General features: G+C 59.8%; 24 protein-coding genes. 9 read left to right on the top strand and 15 right to left on the bottom strand.

The genetic code is table 11. The annotated features are described in order from the left end of the window. Nucleotides 1-86: 86 nt before the first annotated feature. Complete coding sequence (locus DMP17_RS08820) at nt 87-671, bottom strand: TetR/AcrR family transcriptional regulator (RefSeq protein ID WP_337828700.1); 585 nt, start codon at nt 669-671, stop codon at nt 87-89. Nucleotides 672-727: 56 nt separating this feature from the next. Between DMP17_RS08820 and DMP17_RS08815 the strand changes: the two genes are divergently transcribed. After that, nucleotides 728-1624 carry a metal-dependent hydrolase gene (locus tag DMP17_RS08815; RefSeq protein ID WP_337828699.1) on the top strand — a complete coding sequence of 299 codons (897 nt, stop codon included), beginning with the start codon at nt 728-730 and terminating at the stop codon, nt 1622-1624. 124 nt (nt 1625-1748) lie between these two features. Here DMP17_RS08815 and DMP17_RS08810 read toward each other — a convergent pair whose 3' ends face one another. The 3 genes from DMP17_RS08810 to rplU all read right to left on the bottom strand — a co-directional run bounded on the left by DMP17_RS08810 (nt 1749) and on the right by rplU (nt 3383). Further along, nucleotides 1749-2342, bottom strand: coding sequence for a GNAT family N-acetyltransferase (locus DMP17_RS08810; protein ID WP_337828698.1), 594 nt, complete (start codon nt 2340-2342; stop codon nt 1749-1751). Between the two features lie 229 nt (nt 2343-2571). Continuing rightward, a complete protein-coding gene (gene rpmA / locus DMP17_RS08805; protein ID WP_337828697.1) occupies nt 2572-2841 on the bottom strand; it encodes a 50S ribosomal protein L27 in 270 nt (89 codons plus the stop codon). Nucleotides 2842-2900: 59 nt separating this feature from the next. Further along, a complete protein-coding gene (gene rplU / locus DMP17_RS08800; protein WP_337828696.1) occupies nt 2901-3383 on the bottom strand; it encodes a 50S ribosomal protein L21 in 483 nt (160 codons plus the stop codon). Between the two features lie 237 nt (nt 3384-3620). On the opposite strand from rplU, the gene DMP17_RS08795 reads away from it, so the two are divergent. Beyond that, entirely contained in the window at nt 3621-4160 is a 540-nt protein-coding gene (locus tag DMP17_RS08795; protein ID WP_337828695.1) for a hypothetical protein, read from the top strand. A gap of 245 nt (nt 4161-4405) precedes the next feature. On the opposite strand, the gene DMP17_RS08790 is transcribed toward DMP17_RS08795, so the two are convergent. The 3 genes from DMP17_RS08790 to DMP17_RS08780 are packed head-to-tail and all read right to left on the bottom strand — an operon-like array spanning nt 4406 to nt 6890. Next, a complete protein-coding gene (locus DMP17_RS08790) occupies nt 4406-5212 on the bottom strand; it encodes a LytR/AlgR family response regulator transcription factor (protein ID WP_337828694.1) in 807 nt (268 codons plus the stop codon). Next, entirely contained in the window at nt 5209-6375 is a 1167-nt protein-coding gene (locus tag DMP17_RS08785) for a sensor histidine kinase (RefSeq protein ID WP_337828693.1), read from the bottom strand. The genes DMP17_RS08790 and DMP17_RS08785 overlap by 4 nt, the downstream gene beginning before the upstream one ends. Next, on the bottom strand, nt 6372-6890 hold the full coding sequence (locus DMP17_RS08780) for a winged helix-turn-helix transcriptional regulator (RefSeq protein WP_337828692.1): 519 nt from the start codon (nt 6888-6890) through the stop codon (nt 6372-6374). The genes DMP17_RS08785 and DMP17_RS08780 overlap by 4 nt, the downstream gene beginning before the upstream one ends. Before the next feature lie 202 nt (nt 6891-7092). Between DMP17_RS08780 and DMP17_RS08775 the strand changes: the two genes are divergently transcribed. Next, nucleotides 7093-7422 carry a CC_3452 family protein gene (locus DMP17_RS08775; protein WP_337828691.1) on the top strand — a complete coding sequence of 110 codons (330 nt, stop codon included), beginning with the start codon at nt 7093-7095 and terminating at the stop codon, nt 7420-7422. Nucleotides 7423-7617: 195 nt separating this feature from the next. Then, nucleotides 7618-9771, top strand: a complete 2154-nt coding sequence (locus tag DMP17_RS08770; protein ID WP_337828690.1) for a RelA/SpoT family protein — start codon at nt 7618-7620, stop codon at nt 9769-9771. A gap of 14 nt (nt 9772-9785) precedes the next feature. Here DMP17_RS08770 and DMP17_RS08765 read toward each other — a convergent pair whose 3' ends face one another. The 4 genes from DMP17_RS08765 to fdxA form a co-directional block, all read right to left on the bottom strand. Further along, complete coding sequence (locus DMP17_RS08765) at nt 9786-10511, bottom strand: GIN domain-containing protein (RefSeq protein ID WP_337828689.1); 726 nt, start codon at nt 10509-10511, stop codon at nt 9786-9788. Nucleotides 10512-10562: 51 nt separating this feature from the next. After that, nucleotides 10563-11309 (bottom strand): head GIN domain-containing protein, encoded by a 747-nt coding sequence (locus DMP17_RS08760; protein ID WP_337828688.1) that lies wholly within the window; start codon nt 11307-11309, stop codon nt 10563-10565. Between the two features lie 168 nt (nt 11310-11477). Further along, a complete protein-coding gene (locus DMP17_RS08755) occupies nt 11478-12008 on the bottom strand; it encodes a CarD family transcriptional regulator (protein WP_337828687.1) in 531 nt (176 codons plus the stop codon). Between the two features lie 415 nt (nt 12009-12423). Beyond that, nucleotides 12424-12762 carry a ferredoxin FdxA gene (fdxA, locus tag DMP17_RS08750; RefSeq protein WP_337828686.1) on the bottom strand — a complete coding sequence of 113 codons (339 nt, stop codon included), beginning with the start codon at nt 12760-12762 and terminating at the stop codon, nt 12424-12426. Nucleotides 12763-12951: 189 nt separating this feature from the next. Between fdxA and DMP17_RS08745 the strand changes: the two genes are divergently transcribed. Together DMP17_RS08745 and DMP17_RS08740 are read left to right on the top strand one after the other, a co-directional pair. Next, nucleotides 12952-13161: a DUF2945 domain-containing protein gene (locus DMP17_RS08745; protein WP_337828685.1), complete on the top strand. Its 210-nt coding sequence runs from the start codon at nt 12952-12954 to the stop codon at nt 13159-13161. A 13-nt stretch (nt 13162-13174) separates the two neighbouring features. Next, complete coding sequence (locus DMP17_RS08740) at nt 13175-13726, top strand: DUF488 domain-containing protein (protein WP_337829772.1); 552 nt, start codon at nt 13175-13177, stop codon at nt 13724-13726. A 24-nt stretch (nt 13727-13750) separates the two neighbouring features. On the opposite strand, the gene DMP17_RS08735 is transcribed toward DMP17_RS08740, so the two are convergent. Beyond that, nucleotides 13751-14026, bottom strand: a complete 276-nt coding sequence (locus DMP17_RS08735; protein WP_337828684.1) for an RNA-binding S4 domain-containing protein — start codon at nt 14024-14026, stop codon at nt 13751-13753. Continuing rightward, complete coding sequence (locus tag DMP17_RS08730; protein ID WP_337828683.1) at nt 14023-17148, bottom strand: helicase-related protein; 3126 nt, start codon at nt 17146-17148, stop codon at nt 14023-14025. The genes DMP17_RS08735 and DMP17_RS08730 overlap by 4 nt, the downstream gene beginning before the upstream one ends. Before the next feature lie 129 nt (nt 17149-17277). On the opposite strand from DMP17_RS08730, the gene DMP17_RS08725 reads away from it, so the two are divergent. Beyond that, nucleotides 17278-18837, top strand: coding sequence for a M23 family metallopeptidase (locus DMP17_RS08725; RefSeq protein WP_337828682.1), 1560 nt, complete (start codon nt 17278-17280; stop codon nt 18835-18837). A gap of 25 nt (nt 18838-18862) precedes the next feature. Here the strand turns inward: DMP17_RS08725 and DMP17_RS08720 are convergent, their stop codons facing one another. Further along, nucleotides 18863-19552 (bottom strand): Fe2+-dependent dioxygenase, encoded by a 690-nt coding sequence (locus tag DMP17_RS08720; protein WP_337828681.1) that lies wholly within the window; start codon nt 19550-19552, stop codon nt 18863-18865. A 19-nt stretch (nt 19553-19571) separates the two neighbouring features. Beyond that, nucleotides 19572-22061 carry a TonB-dependent receptor gene (locus DMP17_RS08715; RefSeq protein ID WP_337828680.1) on the bottom strand — a complete coding sequence of 830 codons (2490 nt, stop codon included), beginning with the start codon at nt 22059-22061 and terminating at the stop codon, nt 19572-19574. A 347-nt stretch (nt 22062-22408) separates the two neighbouring features. On the opposite strand from DMP17_RS08715, the gene DMP17_RS08710 reads away from it, so the two are divergent. Continuing rightward, nucleotides 22409-24079: an MFS transporter gene (locus DMP17_RS08710; protein ID WP_337828679.1), complete on the top strand. Its 1671-nt coding sequence runs from the start codon at nt 22409-22411 to the stop codon at nt 24077-24079. A 200-nt stretch (nt 24080-24279) separates the two neighbouring features. Next, nucleotides 24280-25059, top strand: coding sequence for an EF-hand domain-containing protein (locus tag DMP17_RS08705; RefSeq protein ID WP_337828678.1), 780 nt, complete (start codon nt 24280-24282; stop codon nt 25057-25059). Nucleotides 25060-25111 lie beyond the last annotated feature (52 nt).

The following is a 25111-nucleotide window of genomic DNA, read 5'->3' as shown; positions in this document are numbered from 1 at the left end:
TAAGGCCCGCAAGCGCCAGTGGGGGAGCAGGCTAATCTTTTCGGGGCGTTAGGGCGGGGGTGCGGAAGGCGTTTTCACACGGACGTTCAGTGCGTCGCCTCGATCGAGCGTTCCAGTTCCTGCCGCGCAATTTCGCGCGCGCGGTTGCGCGGAAGGCCTAGGGTTTCGGCCATTTGCCGTCCCATCAACGCATCACCCAGGGCCATCAGCACCAGTTGCAATGTATGGTCGTGGATCGGCTTGTCGGCATGGCCTTCATCGGCAATTTCATCGACGAGTGTGTGGATTGCCTCGATAATCGGGGTCAACGCATCATCATTGCCGGACAGGATCATCCAGCTTGCCAGCGCGCCTGCGCCGCCCTTGTCAAACGCTTCGAAGGTGAGATCGACCACGGCCTGCGGGTCTTCCTGTTCGGTCGCGCGCGCATGTTGGATGGTCTGGCGGATCGTCTGGCACACGCCATCCGCGATATAAGCGGCGAGCGCGCGCTGCAAATCGAGCGCGCTGCCGAAATGGTGGAGCAGATTGGCGTGGGTCCGCCCGATTCGTGTGGCCACCGCTTTTAACGTCACCGCTTGCGGTCCTGCCTCGACCAGCAAATCGCGTGCGGCGTTAAGTGCAGCAAGTCTGCTTTCCTCGGGGCTCAGGCGTTTTTTTAATATTGACATGTATGTAAATAATTCCCTATTTGCCCCAATGATAATCCCTTTTCCGGAGCAATCAAATGACGACGCCTTCCGACCTTGTGATTACCCCGCGTGACCGCCGCTTTGGCCGGACCATAGACCAGAAAAAATGGTGGCTGGGTGGCGACCCGATTGCAACGGCTTTCTTCAATGCGTTATCCATCACCTTCCCTAAGGGCGAGGCTTTTTTCATCGACAGCGTGCGTAAATATCGCGATGGCGCGTCGCCCAAGCTCGAAGCGGAAATTAATGCGTTCATCAAGCAGGAAGTGATTCACAGCCGCGAACATATCGCGTTCAACAAGCGGGTGAGCGCGGCGGGCTATGATGTGACCGAGCTTGAAATCGAAGTGCAAAAATCGCTCGATATGACCAAGGGGCGTCCGGAAATATTGAATCTCGCGGTCACGATGGCGCTTGAACATTATACCGCGATCCTCGCCAAATTCATCTTGAACGACAAAAGCCAATTTGCCGCCACCGAGCATGAACTGGCCGATATGTGGCGCTGGCACGCGATCGAGGAGATCGAGCATAAGGGCGTCGCTTATGACACCTGGCGTCATGCCACCAAGGATTGGACGCGCTTTCGCCGCTGGAAGGTGAAGACGATCATGATGCTTCTGGTGACGCGCGATTTCTGGCGCAAGCGTATCCGCGGCGCGGAAGATTTATTGCGGCAGGACGGCATTACCGGCTGGAAAGCGCGCGGCGGCATCCTCAAATATCTGCTGCTGTCGCCGGGGATGCTGACCCGCATGATCCCCGAATGGCTGAGCTATTTCATGCCCGGTTTCCATCCGTGGAACGAAGATGACCGCCATTATGTGCAAAGCTATGACAGCGCCTATGAAGCCGCGCGCATGGATGCGCCGGTAGCGGGCAATGCGGGTAAGGCGGGCGCGACGCCGTCTGCGACCCCCGCCACGGTCTGAATCGATACCCGCTGCGTTTGTGGCTGCGCGCTTTAAGGGCGCAGCCACAGGAACAGGTGCGCTTAGGTGCGGGCCGGATTTTCCGGCGGCGGGGCTTAAGGCCTCACGCGGCCATTATTCGACCTCACGCGGCCATAAGCCGAATCGCGCGGCGCGGATCGGTGCCGTCTTGCGCGGCGAAGGCGCATCGGTTGTCTTGAATACATACATCCTCGTCGCTTTCGGCATATTCGACCATCGCGACCTCTTCGCCGCGCGCGAGGCTGAACCGCTTGACGATGCGGCCCGTTGGCCGGAAGCCGATCTTGCGCAAAACGCGGCCCGATGCGGGATTATCGACCATATGCGAGGCGACAAGGGGCGGGAGGGCCATCGCGCGCGCAATGCGCAGCACCGCGCCAGCGGCTTCGGTGGCAAAGCCCAAGCCCCAATAGGGCCGTGCGATCCAGTAACCGAGGTTCAAATCCCCATCGAGTTCGGAAATACCGACACCGCCGATTACGCGCGGTGCGCCGCCGGTGCGGAGGCTAATGAGGAAGCTCGGTTCCGCCGCATCACGCGGCAGCGACAGGAAAGCGCGCGCATCGTCCATCCCGTACGGCCAGGGCACGCGCGCGAGATTCTTCGCAATCGCTTCATCATCCATGCCCGTATGAACTTCGCTGGCATCTTCTATCCAGCCGGGCCGCAGCAACAATCTTTCGGTACGCGCAAACATATCCTCGCTCCTTATGCAGCGCCGCTATCCAATTTGGATGACGGCTTTGTGAAAGAAGGAGAATTTTTGTGCCGGGCCGTTCTTTTTGAAGCATGGATGCCCGTGCAGGACAGCCAATAAAAAAGGGAGACCGGGGGTGGCCCGTCTCCCTCTTTCGATTCTGGTTTCGGCATTATCTGCCGCGACCCCGGGCCATCCCTTGAAGGACAACCGGGCGACGATTGTCCGATTATTCGGCAGCTTGTGCCATCATATCTACCGATACATATTTGCGGCCAAGTTTACCGTCGTGGAACACCACGCGGCCTTCGGTAAGCGCAAACAGGGTGTGGTCCTTGCCAATACCCACATTGCGGCCCGGATAGACCTTGGTGCCGCGCTGACGCACGATAATGTTGCCACCGACGACGGTTTCGCCGCCGAATTTCTTCACGCCAAGGCGACGACCGGCTGAGTCACGACCGTTACGCGATGAACCGCCTGCTTTTTTATGTGCCATGGTTGATACTCCTGAACTTCGATTATGCCGAGCGCTCCAAGCGGCTCAGGCGGGGGTGATTACTTGGTGTCTGCCTTCTTGGCCGGAGCCTTCTTAGCAGCAGCGGGCTTCTTAGCAGCAGCTTCCTTTTTGGGAGCGGCTTCCTTCTTCGGTGCAGCAGCCTTGGTTTCAGCAGCCTTGGTTTCAGCTTTGGCTTCGGCAGCCTTGGGAGCCGCTTCCTTCTTCGGAGCCGCCTTCACCTTTTCGGTGCCGACGCCCAAAATCTTCAAGATCGTGTGCTGCTGGCGGTGGCCATTCTTGCGGCGATAATTGTGGCGGCGCTTCTTTTTGAAGACGATGACCTTGTCGGCCTTTGCCTGTGCAATGATTTCAGCCGAAACGGTGAGGCCCTTGGTATCCTTGGCCTTGCCTTCGTCGCCCGCGAACAGGACATCATCCAGCGCAATCGTGTCGCCAGCTTCGCCAGCCAGCTTTTCAACGACAATTTTATCACCAGCGGCAACGCGATATTGCTTACCGCCCGTACGCACGATTGCGAACATGGGTCTATCCATCCAATCAAAAAAGTTCATTTGAACCCGCGCGAACAGCCACGCCCAAGAGCATTGGGTCATGCGGGAAAGCAGCGCAACTATAACGGGAGGCCCCTCCTGTCAATGCCAAAAATCGCGCATTCTTGCGATAATTGCATGATTTTGACTCGACAATCCGGTGCGAGCGGGGCGAATCGGTGCAAGCTGCATTGCAAGGGGCCAAGGGCTTGTTTAAAGACAGCAACCATGTTTTCGCGCCTTCCCCGCACATTGTTGATGACGACCGGCCCGCTTGCGTTGCTTGGCACGCTGCTGGGCGGCTGTGCGAGTAGCGGGGAGGGGCAATTCCCCTCGCTCGCCAAGCGCCCGATCGAAGATATGGGCCTCACCCGCATTCCCGATGCGATAGAGCCGCCGCCCGCTGCGCCCGCAGATGGCGCGCTGACGGGGCAGATAGCGGAGCTGCGCGGGCAAGCCAATCAGGGGCAGGCACGCTTCAATGCCGAACTCGCCGCGACCCGCGCGCGCGTTACCGCTGCCCGTGGTTCTGCCCCTGCCAGCGATGCGTGGATGGAAGCACAAATGGCCATCTCCGGCCTTGAAGCCGCACGGCGGCCCTCGGTCGAAGCTTTGGCAAGCCTCGACCAGCTAGCCGTCGCGCGCCAGAATGGCGGCCAGCGTGCCGGTGAGGGCGAATTGGTTGAAGCCTCCGATGCGGTGCGCGCCCTAGTGGCTGCGCAATCGGAGATTTTGAAGGGGTTCAAGGGCAGCTTGCGGCAGCCTTGACCCGAATTTCGTCATTCCCGCGAAAGCGGGAATCCATCTCCAAACCTATAGGTTGTAATCATCCGCGCCGGGACGTCCAACCCTCGTCATTCCCGGCTTGACCGGGAATCCATCTCCGAACCTTTAAATTGGAACCGTCCGCTCCGGAGTGCCCTGCCGTGCGGTCCGGAGATGGATTCCCGCTTTCGCGGGAATGACGAGATTTATTGGCCTAGTTCTTTTTGGTCTAGTTTAATGCACAAGTTTTAATGCACAAACCGCGCCACCACATCGCGATACGACCGGCTGACCTTCACATCTGCGCCCGAATCGAGGACGAGGAAACATTCGCCGTTAGTGTGCGGTTTTACCTGACGCACATGGTTGAGGTTCACAATCCATGAGCGGTGGACGCGCTGGAACACGCGGGGGTCGAGCCGCTTTTCCAGATCCTTCATGGTTTCGCGCAGGATGAGGCTGTTATCGGCGGTATAGATGCACATATAATCGCCCGCCGCTTCGATGCGTTCGATTGTATCGACATCGACGCGGAAAATCTGGCCGCGATCCTTGATATTGATGAGCTTTTCAAAACGGCTGGAGGCGGGGGTGTCGTCCGCCGTTGCCACTTCGATTGCCTCGACCGCTTCGGGGGAGACTTCGGCGAGCTTTTCCTTCAAGCGTTCGGCTTCATCAATGCTGCGCTTTTCGGCCAAACGCTGGCGCACGCGCTCGAGTGCATCGGCAAGGCGCTGCGGCTCGACCGGCTTCATCAGATAATCGACCGCTTCCACGTCAAAGGCGCGGATCGCATGGTCGGAATAAGCGGTCACAAAGATGAACAAAGGCGGTTCGACCTCCATCACCCCTTGCACGACCGAAAAGCCGTCAAAGCCGGGCATCTGGATGTCTAGGAACACCAGATCGGGCTTGTGCGTCTTGATTTTGCGGATCGCTTCCCGGCCATTTTGGCAGGTGTCGATAATCTCTACATCATCATGGGCTTCGAGCCGCAGTTGCAGCCCCTGAATGGCCAGTTTTTCATCATCAACCAATATGGCGCGAATGGTCATGCGGTTGCTATACTTTCATGTCTGTTTGCGGGCGGGGCAGGTGCCACCGCGGGCGTTGTCTCGACACTATATGGGAATTCGATGACAACTTGAAAACCTCCGCCCGGAGTCGTGCTGGTTTCAAACCGTTGGTTTCCGCCATAGGCTTGGGCCAACCGGTCACGGATATTGGCGAGCCCCACGCCGGTCGAGACCGTGGAACGGTCGACCACTGCGTTCAATCCCGGCCCTGTATCCGACACGATGATCCGAACATTTTGTCCGGCAAGCTGCGCTTTTATCGAAATATCGGCGCCATCTTCCTTGGGCGTGACCGCATATTTGATCGCATTTTCGACCAAGGGCTGGAGCAAAAGCGAGGGCAACCGCGCACGCGCGACCGCCGGATCAATGTCGAAATGCGGACGCAAGCGGTCCTCGAACCGCATTTTTTCAATCTCAAGATAGAGTTTGAGCGTTTCAATCTCCTGTGCAAGCGGCACTTGCGCGGTCGGCTCATTGGCCAGCGTATAGCGCAGGAAAGCGGACAGGCGCGACAGCATTGCATTGGCCGGCTCGGTCTGCTTCATCAGCACCAGCGTCGAAATACTGTTCAACGTGTTGAACAGGAAATGCGGGTTAAGCTGGTAACGCAGCATCGCCAATTGCGCCGAGGTGGCCTGTGCGTTCAAGAGCATCAACTTGTCGGCTTGTTCTTCGACCCGCAGATAATAGTTGATTGCGAAATACAGCGCCGACCACGCCCCCAGCACCATCGCATCATTATAAAAAGCGCCGAGGAATAAAGTGGCAAAGCTCGAATCGGGGTTGCGGCTTTGCAACTGGAACACCCAGGCATCAATGAAGGCATAAAGGATGGTGGCCGCTGCCAGCACCGCAATCGCGACCGTCCACATCACAAAGGGTCGCTTGTCGATGAGCGTGCGGAACGCGACCGACATGATCAGCGTCAGCGAATAGCCGGTAATCATCGATATGAGCAGCGGTATGAGGAAGCTTACCGGCTGGTCATTGGCAAAGCCGCTAATCACGCGCTGGAAGAAAATAGCCGCCCAGCCTGCCGCCTGAAGATTCCAGAAGGCACGGTCCTTATTGTCGAAAAAAGGTTGGGTAGGACTGGCGATGACGGCCAAGGGCTTTGCTTTCTGTATGTCGTTGGTCAACGGTCCGCCGCGGACAGTTCCGCTTCGTCGGCTGGCGTGGAAGCGGTGCCACCCAAAGGTTGCACTTGTTCGGCATGGACCCAGCATAAATCACGCGGTCCCAAAACGCGCCCGTCATGGGCTTGGATGCTGAGCGCGCGGATCGGCTGCAAATCCTGTTTGTCGGCAAGGATCGGGGTTGCGGGCATCCCCGACACCCATTTTTCGCCCCATTGGCGCAGCGCAAGCATGGTAGGGAGCAGGTCCAGCCCTTTTTGCGTCAGCCGATATTGCACCTTGCGCCGGTCTTCTTCGACGACATGGCGCTCCATAATGCCATGATCGACCAGCCGCCCCAGACGGTTCGACAATATATTGCGGGCAATGCCGAGTTCGGACTGGAATTCTTCAAAATGCAAAAGTCCGTTAAACGCGCCGCGCAAGATGAGGAAAGACCAACGCTCCCCCATCACTTCCAGCGCGCCGGATAAGGTGCAATCTGCTTCCGAGAAGCGCAACGGTTCGCGAAGATTCATAAGTAAAAAGCCTAAACCAGAATATCGCAAAGGTGAAGCAGGCGATTTGCAACCGGAACAGGGCGTTACGGGTCAGCCATCATGGCCGTAAAAACTTTGCAAAAACAGGCTTGTCATTGTCCGCGAATCTTATTAGTTTCAATTCGCTACTTACATTAATGTAGGTTGCTTTCCTCTCCCCAACACTAATCCGGAGCTTTCCATGCCCCTCCCCACTCTCTTTTCCCGTTCTTTTCTGGCTGTTGCAAGTGCATCGGCGGTGCTGGCGCTCGGCGCAACCCCGCTTGCAGCGCAAGGCAATGGCCGCCAGACCGCCACATTGGAAACGCCGTCCACCCATGCCAAGGTCATGGGCAAGGATGTGGTGTGGAATTGCGCAGGCAATGCGTGCAACGCTCCGCGCGGCAATGCGCGTCCCGCCATTTCCTGTTCGGCGCTGGTCAAGCAGGCCGGCAAAGTGACCGCGTTCGCGGTTGGCGGTGTCGCGCTGGATGAAGCCGCGCTCACCCGCTGCAACAGCTTTGCACGCTAATAAAAGGCGGCCCTCGGGTTAAGGGCTACCGCTTAAAACCGGATGCAAAGATAAAGGCCGGGCCAGTTTCCATGAGGGACAGGCCCCGCCTTTTCCATCGCCATTTGAAGCACACGACCACAGGGCAAGCTGCATAACCTAACCTTTTGATTGTCGCTCTTTCCCCACAAAAAATAACCCGTCCGCGCGCCGCACATGATTTTCCTGTTGCAATGCAGCAGGCTTCGCTCGCAAGTAGAAACCATGTTGCGCCAATATCAACTGGTCGAAAAAGTCATGTCCTATGACACGGACGCGGATGAGGATTTGCTCAACCGCGCCTATGTCTTTACCGTCCAGAAACATGGCAGCCAGAAGCGCGCGAGCGGCGATCCTTATTTCAGCCATCCGGTTGAAGTTGCGGGAATTCTGACCGACCTCAAGCTCGATCAGGATACGATTATCACCGCGCTTCTCCACGATACGCTGGAGGATACGCTCACCACGCCCGAAGAAATCCAGCGCCTGTTCGGCGATGATGTCGCGCGGCTGGTCGATGGCGTGACCAAACTCAGCCAGATCGAAGCGAAAGAAATCGCCGCCGAAACCGCGACCGAACGCGCGGCGGAAAATTTGCGCAAATTCCTGCTCGCTATGTCGGATGATATTCGCGTGCTGCTGGTGAAGCTCGCGGACCGGCTCCATAATATGCGCACGCTCCACCATATTCCGAAGCCCGAAAAGCGCCGTCGCATCGCCAAGGAAACGATGGATATTTATGCGCCGCTTGCCGAGCGTATCGGCATGTATGAATTTATGCGCGAGATGCAGTTGCTTGCGTTCAAGGAGCTGGAACCCGAAGCCTATGAAACGGTGACGGGCCGCCTTGAAAAGCTGGCCGCGCGTGGCGAGGATCAGGTCAAGAAAATCGCCAAGCAATTTATCGACCTGTTAGCCGAGCATGACATTGCTGCCGAAGTGTCGGGCCGCGAAAAACATCCTTATTCGATCTGGCGCAAAATGGCCGAACGCCACGTCAATTTCGAACAGGTGACCGATATTATGGCGTTCCGCGTGATCGTCAAAAATACCGAAGATTGCTACCGCGCGCTGGGCTTTATCCATGACAAATGGAAAATGGTGCCGGGCCGGTTCAAGGATTATATCTCGACCCCCAAGCGCAACGGCTATCGTTCGCTCCACACCACGGTCATGATGTATGACAATATGCGGGTGGAAATCCAGATCCGCTCGCGCGAGATGCACCAGCATAGCGAGTTCGGACTGGCCGCGCATTGGGCCTATAAACAAGGCGGAGAGCCGGACGGGCAGGCGGGCTGGATCCGCGACCTCATCGAAATTCTCGATACGGCGAGCGATGCCGAAGAATTGCTCGAACATACCAAAATGGCGATGTATCAGGATCGCATTTTCGCCTTCACCCCCAAAGGCGCGCTGCACCAGTTGCCCAAAGGCGCAACGCCGGTGGATTTTGCCTATGCGGTGCATACGGGGCTGGGCGACAAGACGGTGGGGGCCAAGGTCAACGGGCGGCTGGTGCCGCTGCGCACCATCCTCAATAATGGCGATAGCGTCGAAATCCTCACTTCGGTGACGCAAGAGCCGCAACCGGCCTGGCTCAACTTTGTCATCAGCGGCAAAGCGCGCGCGGCCATCCGCCGCCATGTGCGCTTGAAAGAGCGCGAGGAAGTGGTTGAACTCGGTCATAAACTCTATGACGAAATCGCTGCGCGGCTACCCGGCAAGGTCGGCAAAAAGGCGCTTGCGGCGGCGATCAAACGGTTGAAGGCCGAAGATGAAGCCGATTTTTATTTCGGCATCGGCCATCGCAAATATAGCGATGTCGAGGTGATGGAAGCGCTTATGCCGGGAAGCGTCAGCCAAGCGCGCGACCTTGACCATGTGAAGGGCCAGACCAGCGCCATTTCGATCAAGGGCCTCACCCCCGGCATGGCCATCCGCTTGGCCGAATGTTGCCATCCGGTGCCGGGCGACCGCATTGTCGGGTTACGGCGCGAAGGTGATGCGATTGAAATCCATGCGATTGATTGCAACACGCTGGGCGAGGTGCAGGATGCCGATTGGGTGGACTTGGCGTGGAACGAGCGCACCGAAGGCGGCACCGCGCGGCTGTGCGTCGTGCTGCACAACGAGCCGGGAACTTTGGGCGAAATGGCGGGGGTATTGGGGACGCATAAGGCCAATATCCTCAACCTCAAACTGACCAGCCGCGAAGGCAATTTCCACACCTTCCACGTCGATATCGAAGTGCATGATGTGCAGCATCTGATGCGGATATTGTCGGCGTTACGTGCGTCCGACGCGATTGCGCAGGCGGAGCGGTTGTAAAATAGCGCGCGGGCCTATTTGCCGCAATAAACCTCACCATTGCCGGTATTTTTGACGTTACAGGCGGCGGTCCCCGCCACATCAATCACGCCAAGGCCCGTTGCGGTCACGCTGGCGCGGCGCGTCGCGTTGAAGCTGCCGCGTCCTGTGCCTTGCGCAGTTACGTCGAGATCGCGCGTCACCAAAGCGGTGGCGTCGAGCGAGGCAGCCCCCGTCAGCGCAGCGTTCAACGATTGCGCGCGTCCGCTCATCACGATGCGGCCCGCCCCGTCAATCATCGCGCTGGCACTGCTCACATTGATGCCGCTCGCGGTAATTTCCCCATTGCCGCGCAGGAACAGGGCGGCACTTTGTTCGCGAAGGCCGGTGACGCTGACGCGGCCATTTCCGGCGAGGCCCACTTGTTTCAATCCCGTCGCGCGGATGGTCAGAACCACCGGACGGCTTGCCCGCGTCGATGCCCCCCGTTCATTGCTCAGCCTCTTTTCGCGGATGGTGAGCGTGCCATTATTCACAACGACATCGAGCCGTTCCAGCGCGTCGGTATCGCCATCGGCAATCACGCCTGCGCCCGTGGTCACGGTGATGCTGGCATTGAAATTGCCGACCAGTTCAACTCGCTCGAAACTGACCGTGCCATATTTGCGCTGCGCAGAGGCGGCGGGGCTGGCGGCGAGCATTGTCATGGCGCCAAGCAGCGCCGCACGGGACAAAGAGGCAAAAGAAAGGGCTGCGTTCATAGCGCAGCCCTAAGCTTTTTTGGTTAATAATCCGGTAAAGTCGTTACGCTTTTAGCTGCAATGGATCGAGCCGGACCCCATTTTGCGGTTGTCGCACTGCGCGCCGCCGGTGAGGGTGACATTGCCCGACCCCATAACGGTCACTTTGGCGCGTCCGGTCACATGGCTGGCGACATTGCCCGACCCTGCGACCGAAATATCGGCGGAATCGACGGCCAGTTCGGCGGCTTTGACATTGCCGGAGCCTGCGACCGAGACGGACGCCTGTCCTGCTTTGCCTGCTGCCATAATATTGCCCGACCCGCCAATATTCATGCGCACCGATTGTGCGTCGAGCGCGGCGACGTTGATGTCGCCCGACCCGCCGATGGACAGATTGGCGCTGTCGGCGGCCATACGGTCTGCGCTGATTGTGCCGGAGCCGCCCAGCGACAAGCCTTCAAGCCGGGGCATGACAATCGCGATGTCGAGCGGGCGGCGGTGCGACATCCAGCCCGTATTCTGCTTGCGGCGGATGGAGAGGCTGTCGCCCTTCACTTCAATGTCGAGGTCATCAAGGTCGCGGGCCGCTCCGCGCGCTATGACCGAAAAGCCGGAGCCTTGTTTGATGGTAACACGGTCCAAGCCGCCAAGGCCCACAGCTTTAAAGCCGGATGCCGCAATCGTGCGGCTTGTCGCGGAACCGGAAGGGTCGGGGCCGCCCGCTTCGCTTTGGCGCGCATTGCTCGCGGCGCTACAGGCACCGATGGCAATAGCGGCAATGACCGCGATGACCGTTGCGGGAATATTTGCCTTCATCCTCATTTCCTTCCTGCGGAGTCGCTTGTGTATTGTGTCAACCATACACCTTGCTGTTTTATCTGTCTAGCACAGTCTGTTCCGCACAAAAAAAGCCCGCCGGACAATGGCTGTTCGGCGGGCTTTAAGCTTTGCCAGTGGAGGCAAATCCTTATCGGTTAAGCGGGCTTACTCCGCTTTTTCCGCATAATATTGCGGCGCATATTTGTTGAGGATTTCAAGAATCTTCTTCAATGCGCTCGGCTCGTCGGTTTCTTCCATCGCTGCAAGTTCGCGCGCGAGGCGGCTCGATGCAGCTTCGAAAATCTGGCGTTCCGAATAGCTTTGCTCCGGCTGGTCGTCGGCGCGGAACAGGTCGCGGGTCACTTCGGCAATCGACACAAGGTCGCCCGAATTGATCTTGGCTTCATATTCCTGCGCGCGGCGCGACCACATGGTGCGCTTGACCTTGGGCTTGGTCTTGAGGACATCCAACGCTTCCTTGAGCGTTTTGTCCGAAGACAGCTTACGCATACCGACGCTTTCCGCCTTATTGGTCGGAACGCGCAAGGTCATTTTTTCCTTTTCGAAACGAAGGACATACAGTTCCAACTGCATCCCTGCGATTTCCTGGTTCATCAGTTCGATCACGCGGCCGACCCCATGCTTGGGATAAACTACATAATCGCCCACGTCGAAAGACAGCGCCTTGGCAGCCATATTCGATAAACCTTTCTGTTATGATAGAGCCGGGAAGCAACCGTATACCGCCCCGCAAATGCAGGGGGTTGAAGCTGTATACATCCGGCAAAATGACAAATTGCGACTCCCGCACAGACAGTGACAAGTCCATGCACTTGCGAGTCTTTTAACAGATTCGTCATAAAATTTCCACCCCCCGCATTATTCGTGCGCGGTGACGGGAAAATGGTTGGTTTTAAGAGGTTTGTTTGAAGGCTCCCCTCCCGCTTGCGGGAGGGGTTGGGGGAGGGCATGTCAGTAACCTAGCTTAAACCAAGCCCTCCCCGACTGCGCCTAAGAATTTTCGCTACGCTTCAAATTCCTAAGGCTCCGTTGCCCCTCCCGCAAGCGGGAGGGGGGAGGTATTTCACCCATATTCGTCAAAAACCCGATCTCAATCGCCCTTGCCGGGTTCGGCGGAGAAAAATTGTTCGAACTTGTTTTCGACGCCCTTAAATTCGTCGGCATCGGCGGGTTGTTCGCCCTTGGTGGTGATGTTCGGCCATTGTGCGGAGTAAGTGTTATTGAGCTCCAGCCATTTTTCCAGACCATTTTCGGTGTCGGGCAAGATCGCTTCGGCGGGACATTCGGGTTCGCACACGCCGCAATCAATGCACTCGCTGGGATTGATGACGAGCATATTTTCGCCTTCATAGAAGCAATCGACCGGACAAACCTCGACGCAATCCATATACTTGCACTTGATGCAGGCTTCGGTGACGACATAGGTCATGGGATACTCCTGTTATTCTGGCGCACACTTGCGTATTTCTTCGCACCTATGCCTGTGATTTCCTCCCGTCAACGGGGAAGGGCTTGTTGCGAATCACTTTCAATTTGAAACCGCATTTCCCCTGCGTCAGGCCGTTTCGGCGGAAACAATCGCCCGCAACACCGTTGAGCTTGATGAGGAGGCAGACCCATGACAGAAAGGTTCAAGGTCGGCGACCATGTCCGCTGGAATTCCGAAGCGGGTTTTGTGTCGGGTGTCATCGTCAAAGTCCATACACGCGATTTCGACTATAAAGGCTACACCCACCATGCGCGCGAAGATGATCCGCAATATGAGATAAAGAGCGACAAAAGCGACCATATTGCCGCGCATAAAGGCGGCGCGCTGACGTTGATATGATGGCGCGGTTGTGATGGCAGAGGCATTGCCTTTTTATACGATCGGCCATTCCAACCGGACCTTGGCGGAGTTTGTCGCGCTGTTACAGCAGGTGCCGGTGGCACGCCTCGTTGACGTGCGCAAAATCCCGATGTCGCGCGCCAATCCGCAATTTAATGGAGAGGCTTTAGATCGCGCGCTCGCAGCCTTGCAGATTGGCTATGTCCATAACGTGGCGCTGGGTGGATTGCGGGGAAAGACGCGCGATGTGCCTGCCGCCCTTAACGGTTTCTGGGACAATCGCAGCTTTCACCATTATGCCGATTATGCGCTGACGGAGGCGTTTCGCGAAGGGCTGGAGCATTTGATGGCCGACGGGGCAGCACGGGTTTGCGCGGTCATGTGTTCCGAAGCCGTGTGGTGGCGTTGCCACCGCCGCCTGATTGCCGACAATCTGCTGGCGCGTGGCAAAAGCGTGTTCCACATTATGGGTTTGGGCAAAATTGTCCCTGCGACCTTGACGTCCGGAGCGGTCATCCGGCCCGACAAGACGGTCATCTATCCGGCAGAAGAAAGCGCGGCCTGACCCCGTGATGGGCTAAAATTCAGGTCAAATTTGTTCGTAACAGGCCTGTGCCTCGCTTGGCGGACCACGGCGGGCGGGGAGGGTGCGCAGGCGGATGACGCGCACCTCCTCGCCAAGCGGCAGGGTCAGCACATCGCCCGCGCGCACCGCGCAACTTGCCTTTTCAACCCGCCGCCCGTTGAGCCGGATATGCCCGCGCTCGGCCATCGCGTGCGCAACGCTGCGGCTTTTGGCGAACCGGAGGTGCCAAAGCAGCTTGTCGAGGCGCAGCGACGGGGCGGTCGGGGGAGCGGCAATCATTCGGTCGTGGGTTCAGCCTTTGGTTCGGAAGCACCGGCTTGCGACTGGGCCACGCTGTCGGGTGCCGCATTTCCGGTTGCAGGCGTGTCGCCCTTGGGCTTCGGTTTTTTAGGCTTGGCGCGCTTTTTGGCCTTGGCCGGTTCGGCCGCTTTGGCCGGAAGCAATGCGGCGAGCGCGGCAAAGGGGCTATGCTCGATCGGACGCGGCGGGGCAGCATTATGCGCGGGACGACCGGAGCCGCCGCGCGGATTGGCTTGCCCCGGCTTGCCACCCCGGCGCGGCCCCGAAGGCCGGTCACGGCGCGTGTCACCGTCCCGGCGGTCCCCGCGCGCTTCATGCTGGCGCGGATTGCGGCGCGGCGGCCCTTTGCGGTCGCGGCCGAGATGCTCCTTGACGCGGCCATGCCAGGCCCAGCCCATGACGGGTTCGGCGGGTGCGTCTGATGCAGTTGTGTCGGCGGATTCGCCAGCATCCGGCGCGGTGTCCGCTGCAACGGGGGCGGCCTCTTCTGCGGGCGCGGTTTCCGGCACCGTGTCAGCATCGGCTTCGGGGGCAGGCGTTTCCTCCGCCTGTTCCGCTACAGCTTCTCCGGCACCGTCCGGCGTCGCTTCAACCGGCGCTTCTGCCGCATCGCCCTGCGGCGCGTTCACCATGTCCGCAGCCTCCATCGGCGCGCGGCGGAAACCGAGCATCGACAGCAGTTTCGCATAAGCTTCGGCATCAAGTCCCAGCGAGGTTGCGAACGCCGGATCGAGTGCGACCACCACACGGGTGCGGCGGTCGGTAGGTGCGCGGGCGGCTTCGGCCTTGACCCGCGCTTCATGGGCGTGGCGCGCAACACGTTCGATCATGTCGATACGCAAAAGAAGCGGACCCAAGGAGCGGAAGCCTGCGCGCTTCGCCCCGCCACGCACCGCCGGATCGTCGCTCACCAGCCGCACTGCGCCTGCGGGCGGAACGGTCCCCATAGGCTGACCATGCCATAAGGACATGAGTGCCATGCGCCAGCGCGCGGGTTCGGGTTTCAGCACGGCGGGCTGGAACAGGTCGAGCGATCCGACGAGCAGCCCGATGGGCTTCATCGCCGCGCGGTCCTCCGGCGACAAAGCGGCCAAGGCGCTATCCAATTCAGCGCGCGGCATAATCCCGCCCTGATCGGCAAAGGGCGCCAAAAACCCGCGCAAGGCCGCGCTGCTGGTCGCATCACCGGCAAGCGCCGCCGTCTTGGCGAGCGCGGCCAGATGCGTGGCAATCTGCGCCTCCAGCCAAGCGGTCAACCGCTGGCGGATTGCGTCTTGCTGCTGGTTATTGGTGACGCCGCGCAAATTGCGGTCAATCTGCACGGTGGGCGCCAGCAAGCTCCCGCCTTTGGCGAGTTCGGCCACCACATCATCCTGCCACAGGATGACCGGCGCAGCATCAGGCTCGGTCTTGAGGATAAGTTCCTTATCCGGGGCTTCGGCAAGGGCCGCAGCCCGCTTTGCATATTCTTCCGACAAATGTTTCTCCGCAGCAGCGAGTAATAAACGATGGTCCGACGCGCGCGCTGCCTTGTCCGCGACAAAACGGAAACCGTGCAACACGCCTATTTCTTCACCTTCAACCAGAACTGCATTATCCGCAGTTACCGTCACCGCCAAGGCTTTGTTGTTTTCACCCAGCGCGCGCAGCAGCACCGAGGTGCGCCGGTCAACGAAACGCTGGGTCAGCCGTTCGTGCAGCGCATCGGACAGCCGCGCTTCAACGAGGCGCGCACGGATGGCCATATCTTCGGCGTTTAACAGCCAGCCGGGGCGGTGGGCGATATAGCACCATGTCCTGACGCCCGCGATACGCGCCGACAGGGTTTCGACATCGCCATCGGTGCGGTCAAGCCGTGCCAACTGGTCGGCAAACCAGCCGCCATCGACATGGCCGCCAAGCCCGCCACCATTCTGGCCGCTCCGATATTGCCACAAGCGGTGGACGAAGCGCGCATGATGGTCTGCGCCCATTTTGAGGAAGTCGGGCACGCCGCACACATCCCAGAGCCGCGCGACCATATTGGGATTGCGGGCGTGGGAACGCACATCATCTTCATCGGCAAGCCGTTTGAGGACGGCCAAGTCAATTGCTTGCGGAGCAGGCATGAGTTCGGGGCGGTCGGGCGCTTCTTCCAGATCGGCGATCAGCGCGTCGATACTGTCCATCGCCGGATCGCCGCGCCGCCAGTAAAGCTTGTCGAGGCGCGGGAAGCGATGCTCTTCAATCGCTTCAATCTCTTCGGGCGTGAAGGCCGCGCCCGCTGCATTGCCGACCGTGCCGAATGTGCCATCCTGTTGGTGACGGCCTGCGCGCCCGGCAATCTGCGCCATTTCCGCGATGGTCAGCCGCCTTTGCCTGCGCCCGTCAAATTTGCCGAGCGAGGCAAAAGCGACATGGTTGACGTTGAGGTTCAACCCCATGCCGATGGCGTCGGTCGCGACGAGATAATCCACTTCGCCCGCCTGGAACATTGCGACCTGCGCGTTGCGGGTGCGCGGGGAGAGCGCGCCCATCACCACCGCCGCGCCGCCGCGCAACCGGCGCAAGGCTTCGGCAATCGCATACACTTCCTCGGCGCTGAACGCGACGATGGCGGAGCGGCGGGGGAGGCGGGACAGTTTCTTATGCCCGGCATAAGTGAGCGTCGAAAAGCGCGGGCGGCTGATGATTTCGGCATCGGGGATCAGCTTGCGAACAAGGCTCCCCATGCTGTCCGACCCCAAAAACATGGTTTCGGCATAGCCGCGCGCGCGCAGCAAGCGGTCGGTGAATATATGGCCGCGTTCGGCATCGCTGCCCAATTGGACCTCATCGACCGCGACAAAAGCGGCTTGCTGTTCCATCGGCATCGATTCGACCGTGGTGAGCAGATATTTGGCCGTTTTGGGGAGGATTTTTTCCTCACCCGTAATGAGGCCGACCTGTGCTTCGCCCTTGATGGCAACCACCCGGTCATAAATTTCGCGCGCCAGAAGCCGCAACGGAAAGCCCATAATCCCGCTCGCATGGGCGCATAAACGCTCGACAGCGAGATGGGTCTTGCCGGTGTTGGTGGGGCCTAGGACTGCCGTGATGGGGCTGCGCGCGAAATTCGACATGGTCTTGGCCCTTATTGGGGCAGGCGCGCGGCGGCTGCAAGGTCCGGACAGGGGGCATATCTCTTTTAACCTGCTTTTAATCTTGTTTCTTTACTGCGCTGGCCGGGGTTGAACAAAGGGCAACAGGGTTTGTATCTGAACCGCGATCAGCATTTATTTTCCGCAGGCGGCGGCGCGGGGGCGCTACGCATGGAGGACCGTGCGTGGGGCACAATGCCCTATGGTGGCGACGGCCGCGCCGCAAAACCTTCACGTGGATTCGGCCTCAAAGGCACATCTGCCGCAAAGCCGATACGGCTCAAACTTCATTGGCGCGACCGGCTGGCAACGCTCGATAGCGCGCCCGACCTTGCACAGAATATATTCAGCCGGACATGGTGGCGCGGGGTTGTAACGGTGGTCCTGCTATGCGGCAGCGCGCTCGGATTTGCGCCGGGTTTTGGACCGCTTCAGGCCTATGCCGGACAGCCGATGGCGGCGGGCGACTGGCAGGATGCGCAGGCCCAGATTATCGCACCGCTTGCCTATGGCGGTGATATAGGCGCGCGCATGGGGCCGACGGCGGCGGTGCGCCCGCTCGCGAACGCGCCCGAACGGCCTGAACTTGCGCTGACCGCAACATTGGGACAGGGCGATAGTCTGGTGCGGCTGCTCGCGCGCTCCGGCGTGGGAGCAGAGGATGCGCGCGCGGCGATGACGCTGATTGCAGGCGCAGTCTCCCCTTCCGACATAAGCCCCGGCACGCGCATTGATGTGCGGCTGGGCCAGCGCACTTCGTTGGAGGACGCGCGGCCGTTGGAGCATATCGCCTTTCGTGCGCGCTTTGATATGCGGCTGGAACTGGAGCGCAGCAATGGCGCGCTCACGTTGCGCAAACAGCCGATTGCGGTCGATACGACCCCTCTCAGGATTCGCGGCACAATAGGCGAACTGGGCCTTTACCGCACCGCACGCGCCGCGGGTGCGCCAGCGAGCGCGGTGCAGGAATATCTGCGCGTCCTTGCCAATAATAATCCCGACGGCACCGAATTTTTCGCGTCCGACCGGTTTGACATCATCCTTGATTATAAACGCGCGGCTACCGGCGAAGTGGTGGTCGGCGATCTGCTTTATGCGGGCCTGTCGCGCAATGGCGCCAAAGAAGTGCAGATGCTGCGCTGGCGCAAGGGCGACCAGCCGGTCTGGTATGAAGCCTCCGGCGTCGGCAAAAGCAGCAGCGGGCTGGCAGCGCCGGTCCATGGCCGCCTCACCTCAAGCTACGGGATGCGCGTCCACCCGATCTTGCGTTTTGCACGGATGCACGGCGGCGACGATTACGGCGCGCCTTATGGTGCGCCGGTCTATGCGGTGTCGGATGGCGTCATCAGCTTTGCGGGGCGCAAAGGCGGTTATGGGAATTTCATCCAGTTGAATTTTGCCGGAGGATTGGCGTCCGGCTATGCCCATTTGTCGCGCATCGCGGTGGCGCCGGGCCAGCGCGTGGCCCGCGGCCAAGTGCTGGGCTATGTCGGCTCGACCGGTCTTTCGACCGGCCCGCACCTTCATTTTGAAATGTACCGCAACGGCGCGCGCATCAACCCGCGCAGCATCAGCTATGTTCAGCAAGCCACGCTAAGCGGCGGCGATCTGGCGGCGTTCAAGGCAAGGCTTGCGGAATTGAAAGCCGTGCCAGCGGGCGCGGGGCGGTAGAAGCTTGGTTTAACCCGCTAACTTTTCAAGCCTCGGCCCAGCGGCGTAGCAGGTTATGATAGGTACCGGTCAGGCGCACCACATCCTTGTCGCCTTGCCCGTGCGTGGCGGCGAGCGACTGGATGGTCTGGTCGAGATCATAGAGCAATGCGCGGTCTTCGTTCGAGCGCACCATCGACTGTATCCAGAAAAAGCTCGCCACCCGTTCACCGCGCGTCACCGGGGTGACATGGTGGACGGTCGAGGCGGGATAGAGCAGCAAATGGCCTGCGGGCAATTTGATGCCGGCTTTATCGCCCTCTGGCGCATCGCCAATCACCAGTTCGCCGCCATCATAGCTGTCCGGTTCGCTCAGGAACAAGGTCGCCGACATGTCCGAGCGGATACGAAAATCGCTGCCGCGCCGGTGACGGATGGCATTGTCGATATGGTCACCAAAGCCTTCGCCAACGCCATAGCGGTTGAACAAAGGCGGATAGACTTTAGCCGGAAGCGCGGCGGCCATGAAGGTCGCCGACCGCCCCAGCGCCGCCATCACCAGCGCGCCCGCTTCATGCGCGGCATCGCCCAGTTCGGGAAGCTGGCGATTGCGCTTCGCCAGCCCCGATTGCGGCCCCGATGTCTCATTGCCATCCACCCAGTCGGCGGCGTCCAAGACGGCGCGCACCGCTTTCAGCGTGTCGGCATCAAGAATATCGGGGACGCGATATAACATGGGCGATGCTCTAGCAGCCTTAAAAGCTGTAGAACAGGCTCAACACCGCCGAGCGGCCCTCACCCGGTGTCGCCCAGCCGCCGGTGATCGCACCGGTGGACGCGTTCGCATTGTTACGCACATTGGTGTAGTAAGTTTCATCCGTGACGTTCTGCACATTAAGCTGGGCGGTGAGGCCGTCCATCAGCTTGTAGGACAGGAAGGCACGGTGGATGAGATAATCGGGCACGCGGAACTGGCGCGGTTGTTTCGCATTGGGTGAATGGGTCGCATAGCTGCCCTGATAGGTCAGGCCATAGCCGATTTCGAGGCCGAAGGGCAGGGTGTAGCTGGTGTAGAGGCTCGCCGCATGTTTGGGGATTTGCACCAATTCGCTGCCGCGCTGATAGTCAATCACGCCATGCTCCAGGTCATAGTCCGACACGCTTTGCAGCACCTTGCTCTTCAGATAGGTGTAATTGCCGAAAAATTTCCACGCCGGGGTGATATTGCCCGACAGGCCGAGCGAAACACCATCGACGCGCGAGCGACCGTCCAGCACCTGCAAGCCGGGAAGATCCGGATCATTGGAGGGCAGGCGGAAATTGGTGCGCTCGTTGCGGAACGCGGCGATGGTCGCAAACAAAGCGCCATCCATCAATTCCGCCTTTGCGCCGATTTCGATATTGCGCGCGGTTTCCGGCTTCACATCGCACGGGTCGGCGGCCGCGGAATTGGCGGGGAGGCCGCAACCCAAGCGCACGGTTGCCGATGTCGGCGTCTTGGCATTGGCGATGGACGCATAAAGCGCGGTTGCTGCGGTCGGTTTGAACACCGCGCCCAAACGCCAGGAGAAGAGATTTTCATCGCTCGTCTGGGCGACATAAGTGGCGGGGGTTGCCGGAGAACCGGGATAAGGCACGGCGCGGAAGGTGCCGCGGTTATTTTCATAGCGCACCGCGCCGGACAGCTCGAACATATCATTAATTTCGAGCGTATCGAACGCATAGATGGCTTTGTTCATCGTGTGGCTGCGCGAACGGCCGGTAACGGTGAAGTTGATCGGGCCGGTATAGACGGTGTCGGGATTAGCCATGTTGATCTGCGGAAGCAGCATCGCTTGGCCAAGGCTATTGCGGATCAACGAAGCGGAGGTGATCGAATAATCCTCCCATGTGAGCGCAGCGCCGATGACGAGCGTATTATGGAGACCGCCCTTTTGGCCGCTCACAAGGCGCAGGTCGGTCTGGTTGACGATAAGGTCATTGACCTGATCGCGCACCAACCCGCGCGGGCCGTTGGGTTGGAAATAGCCGGGCGCTACGTCGATTGTGATGCTATTCCGAAACACACCGGTAGAATCGACAACATTGTTGATGGTCGTGCGGCAAGCCGTGCCCGTGGTAGCATTACCATCCGCGCCGACCGGTTGCAGTCCGGTGGCCGACAGACAGAAAGTGCCCTGCGGCGCGCTCGTCACACTATATTGTGCCACACGCTGCCAGCGGGTGAGATTGCGCACCGACAGGCCCTCGCTGAACTGGTGCGAGAAAGTTGCGGTCAGGCGATCGACATTTATCTTCTGCTTGTCGAGATTGGCGATGCCATAATAATCGCCGGGTTCGACATCAGCGAGCGGGCCGTCATTGACGAGGCTCTTATAATAAGGAACGCCATAAACCGGCGTGTTACGGTCCTGCTGGTGGACATAAGACAGGATGAGGCTGGTCGGGCCTTCGACGCCAATCTTGATCGACGGCGCGACGCCCCAACGCTTATATTGTTCGACATCGCGGCCCGGCACATCATTGCGATGGTAAAAGCCGTTCAGGCGCACTGCGACCAGATTGTTAAGCTGCTGGTTGCTGTCGATGCTCGCGCGGTAATAATTGTCGGTGCCGATACCGGCCTGCGCGATGGTGAGGTCGCCGCGCACTGCCTGTTTCGACACCAGATTGATCGAACCGCCGACCGAGCCGCTGCCCGATGATGCGGAGTTTGCACCGTTATAGACTTCAATTTGTTGCAGGTTGAACGGGTCGGTGCGGCTATATTGCGCACTGTCGCGGATGCCGTCGATGGTGATGTCATTATTGGCCGAAAAGCCGCGCAAATTGATCGAATCGCCATAACCACCGCCGCCTTCGCCTGCGCCGAAGGTGATGCCGGGAACGGTGGTCAACGCGTCGCGCAAGGTGAGGAGGTTTTCATCGCGGATACGCTGCGCGCTGATAACCGTCACGCTTTGCGGCGTATCGAGGATCGGCGCAGTCGATTTGGGATTATCCTTCAGCACCTCGTCATCATGGCGCGCGCCGGTGACGATGATGTCGCGCTGCGGCTCGGCTGCACTATCGTCTGCGGCCGCTTCGACGGCATAGGCGGACGCTGCGGCCTTATAGGCAGCATCGGGCGCGGCATTGTCGGCGCCGTCAAAGCTGTGCGCGGCGGCCGGTGCGGTAGCGAGAAAGCCCAGAAAGCCCAGTGCAGCAATCGTGCTGCGCGACGAAGATGGAGCCGGTTTCGGCACGTTTATTCCCCTTGAAATATATGATCCGGCGCGCGGTCTATTGCGAATGATTATCAGAGTCAACGATTATGATAATCATTCGCAATATTGTAGCAAAACTATGTCAAAGTGACGCGGGGAAGATTAGGGGAGAATATCCTTTATGGTGCATTATCGCCTGCGATTATCACTCCCGTTTTCCATCTGTGCGCGGCTTTGGAGCCAAAAGGGGGGACGGGCGTTGGCTGGGGGAGGGTTGGTTTGCGGCGGTGCTGCTTTTGTCATGGCGGCGTCAAACCCGGCCCTGACAAGAATAAGCAGCACAGACAAAGAAAGATTTTCGATGCGGGTGAAGGCCGGTCCAGTCCATGGTTGACCTTGCCGAGCGCCGTCCGGCGATGCTGGAGGACGAGCCTGCGCCGCCTTTTTCCTACCCCATTTTCCGCAATGTATGGATGGCCAGCATGGCCTCCAATTTTGGCGGGCTGATCCAGGGGGTAGGCGCGGCCTGGTTGATGGTGTCGCTGGGCGGCACCGCAACGCAAGTGGCTTTGGTGCAGGCATCGGCGACCTTGCCGATCATGGTTCTGTCGCTTTTTGCGGGCGCGATTGCCGATAATCTCGACCGCCGCCGCATCATGATCGGCGCGCAATGCTTCATGCTGGTCGTATCGGTGGCGCTCTCGCTCGCCGCGTTCGGCGATTATCTGACGCCGGTATCGCTGCTGTTATTCACCTTTCTGATCGGCTGCGGCACCGCGATGAATTCGCCCTCATGGCAAGCCTTGGTCGGTGATATGGTGCCGCGCCCGACATTGCCCGCCGCGGTTGCGATGAATTCGATGGGGTTCAATATTGCGCGCAGTGCCGGACCTGCCCTTGGCGGCGCGATTGTTGCGCTGGCCGGAGCGCCCGCCGCTTTTGCGGTCAATGCGCTTTCCTATATTCCGTTGCTCGGCGTGTTGTGGCGCTGGGAAAGGCCGGTCGCGGCGCAAGCCTTGCCGCGTGAACGTATCGGCGCGGCGATGGGCGCGGGCTTACGCTATGTTGCCGCTTCGCCGCGTATCCAGATGGTGATTGCGCGCGCGGCCTTGTTCGGGCTGGCGGCGAGCGGCATCCCCTCGCTCCTCCCGCTGATCGCGCGCAATCTGGTGGGCGGCGGGGCGCTGACCTTTGGCATATTGTCCGGCCTGTTCGGCATCGGCGCGGTGCTGGGCGCTTATGTAACCTCGAAATTGCGAGCGCAATATCCACCCGAAACCAAGATCCGCGTGGCGATGGCCTTGGTTGCGGCAGGCGCGGCTTTGGTGGGCCTCAGCCGCAATATGCCGATGACGATGGCGGGCCTGTTTCTGGCGGGCGCAGGCTGGGTCGCGGCGCTATCGACCTTTAATGTGTCGGTGCAGATGGCGGCACCGCGCTGGGTCGTCGGGCGCGCGCTTTCGCTCTACCAGATGGGGACGTTCGGCGCGATGGCAGCGGGCGCGTGGATGGCGGGCAGCATCGCGCAGCATTTCGGCATCCCGCTCGCGCTTTATACCGTGTCCGGCATCATGCTGCTGGGCATTGTGGCGGGGCTGCGTTTTCCGATCCGCTATGAAGCGGGCCTCGACCTTGACCCCGCCGATATGTGGCATACGCCCGATACGCTGGTGCCGATCCAGCCGCGCAGCGGGCCGATTGTGATCGCCATCCATTACCGCATTGCCGATGCCGACACGATGGCTTTCCTTGCCGCGATGCGCGAGCGGCGGCGCATCCGCACACGCGACGGGGCGCGGCAATGGGCGCTGCTGCGCGACCTTGGCGACCCGGATTTATGGATCGAGCGGTATAAGGTGCCAAGCTGGACCGACTATATCCGCTTCAACCAGCGCCGCACGCAGGCCGACATTGCCAATTTCGACGAAATCCGCCAGCTCCACCGGGGCAGTTGGCCGCCTGAAATCCACCGGATGCTGGAGCGCGAACCCGATGCGCAGGCAATTCTCCCCGCACCGCCCAAAGAGCCGTTAACCGACCCCGGCCGCGCCAGCTAAACCGGTCACCGGTGTCAGCATGGCAAGCGTTTGAATCTACGCCGCTCCTTATCACGACATGGCTTTTCCGTAACGGATTTGCGCTAAAATATGGCGCATTTCTGATACATTTTGCGACAATTTTACAATGATTTTGACAAAGTTCCGGCACAGACAGGCCCGATAAGGGCATCCTCAGGGAACCCCCCTTTGTTCCCGCCTTGGCGGGTGACGGTACTGGTGCGTATCTTGCGTCCGTCACCCGTGATTTTTGTGAGGACCGTGAAGCGGTTTTTGTGAGGATAGTGACGGTAATGACGATGAAGAATAGTTTCTGGCTTGGTGCCGCAGCGATTGCCTCGCTTGCGCTGGGCGGCGTGGCTGTCGCGCAAACCGCTGCGGGCGATGCGCCCAAGGCGCCGCGCGGACAGCGGGGCGGCGGCATGATGATGATGGCCGACACCAATAAGGATGGCACGATCAGCCGCGCCGAAGCAACGGCGGCGGCGGCCACCAACTTCCAGAAAATGGATGTGAACAAGGACGGCAAGGTTGACAATGCCGACCGGAAGGCGCGCCGTGAACAGTTTAAGGACCGTGCGTTCGACCGTATGGACGCCAATGATGATGGCGCTGTCTCCAAGGAAGAATTTGGCGCACCGCGTGCTGACCGCGCCGATCGTGGTGAACGCGCCGGGCGCGGTGACGGCGAGCGTGGCCCCCGCATGGGTGGCCGTCGCGGCGGTCATCGTGGTGGCGGTTTCGGGGGCGGCTTTGGCATGGGCGCGGCCGACAGCAATGGCGACAAGGCGATCAACGCGGACGAATATCGCACCGCCTATCTTGCGCTCTTCGATGCGATGGACAGCAATAAGGATGGCAATGTGACCAAGGCCGAAATGGACGCGCACCACGCGACCATGAAGGCGGCGCGCGATGCCAAGCGGGCAGCCTCTCCCAAAGCCGCGCAACCGCAAACCCCGCAACCCGACACACCATAAGGATTTTATGGAAAACAGCAGCGCGACCTGATCCAAACGGGCTGCTGTCGGT

The sequence above is a fragment of the Pseudonocardia sp. TMWB2A genome, from assembly GCF_017312135.1.
Note: the sequence above shows the minus strand (reverse complement) of the source record. Positions and strands in the feature narration are given on the sequence as shown.

Excerpts from the sequence above, each read along its gene's own strand:
- DMP17_RS08780 (WP_337828692.1), bottom strand. The coding sequence starts at position 6,890 with ATGAATCTTCGCGAACCGTTGCGCTTCTCGGAAGCAGATTGCACCTTA.
- DMP17_RS08790 (WP_337828694.1), bottom strand. The coding sequence starts at position 5,212 with ATGACCATTCGCGCCATATTGGTTGATGATGAAAAACTGGCCATTCAG.
- DMP17_RS08815 (WP_337828699.1), top strand. The coding sequence starts at position 728 with ATGACGACGCCTTCCGACCTTGTGATTACCCCGCGTGACCGCCGCTTT.
- DMP17_RS08755 (WP_337828687.1), bottom strand. The coding sequence starts at position 12,008 with ATGGCTGCCAAGGCGCTGTCTTTCGACGTGGGCGATTATGTAGTTTAT.
- DMP17_RS08710 (WP_337828679.1), top strand. The coding sequence starts at position 22,409 with ATGGTTGACCTTGCCGAGCGCCGTCCGGCGATGCTGGAGGACGAGCCT.
- DMP17_RS08745 (WP_337828685.1), top strand. The coding sequence starts at position 12,952 with ATGACAGAAAGGTTCAAGGTCGGCGACCATGTCCGCTGGAATTCCGAA.
- DMP17_RS08810 (WP_337828698.1), bottom strand. The coding sequence starts at position 2,342 with ATGTTTGCGCGTACCGAAAGATTGTTGCTGCGGCCCGGCTGGATAGAA.
- rpmA (WP_337828697.1), bottom strand. The coding sequence starts at position 2,841 with ATGGCACATAAAAAAGCAGGCGGTTCATCGCGTAACGGTCGTGACTCA.
- DMP17_RS08740 (WP_337829772.1), top strand. The coding sequence starts at position 13,175 with ATGGCAGAGGCATTGCCTTTTTATACGATCGGCCATTCCAACCGGACC.
- DMP17_RS08735 (WP_337828684.1), bottom strand. The coding sequence starts at position 14,026 with ATGATTGCCGCTCCCCCGACCGCCCCGTCGCTGCGCCTCGACAAGCTG.
- DMP17_RS08730 (WP_337828683.1), bottom strand. The coding sequence starts at position 17,148 with ATGTCGAATTTCGCGCGCAGCCCCATCACGGCAGTCCTAGGCCCCACC.
- DMP17_RS08795 (WP_337828695.1), top strand. The coding sequence starts at position 3,621 with ATGTTTTCGCGCCTTCCCCGCACATTGTTGATGACGACCGGCCCGCTT.
- DMP17_RS08760 (WP_337828688.1), bottom strand. The coding sequence starts at position 11,309 with ATGAAGGCAAATATTCCCGCAACGGTCATCGCGGTCATTGCCGCTATT.
- fdxA (WP_337828686.1), bottom strand. The coding sequence starts at position 12,762 with ATGACCTATGTCGTCACCGAAGCCTGCATCAAGTGCAAGTATATGGAT.
- DMP17_RS08775 (WP_337828691.1), top strand. The coding sequence starts at position 7,093 with ATGCCCCTCCCCACTCTCTTTTCCCGTTCTTTTCTGGCTGTTGCAAGT.
- DMP17_RS08720 (WP_337828681.1), bottom strand. The coding sequence starts at position 19,552 with ATGTTATATCGCGTCCCCGATATTCTTGATGCCGACACGCTGAAAGCG.
- DMP17_RS08765 (WP_337828689.1), bottom strand. The coding sequence starts at position 10,511 with ATGAACGCAGCCCTTTCTTTTGCCTCTTTGTCCCGTGCGGCGCTGCTT.
- DMP17_RS08820 (WP_337828700.1), bottom strand. The coding sequence starts at position 671 with ATGTCAATATTAAAAAAACGCCTGAGCCCCGAGGAAAGCAGACTTGCT.
- rplU (WP_337828696.1), bottom strand. The coding sequence starts at position 3,383 with ATGTTCGCAATCGTGCGTACGGGCGGTAAGCAATATCGCGTTGCCGCT.
- DMP17_RS08770 (WP_337828690.1), top strand. The coding sequence starts at position 7,618 with ATGATTTTCCTGTTGCAATGCAGCAGGCTTCGCTCGCAAGTAGAAACC.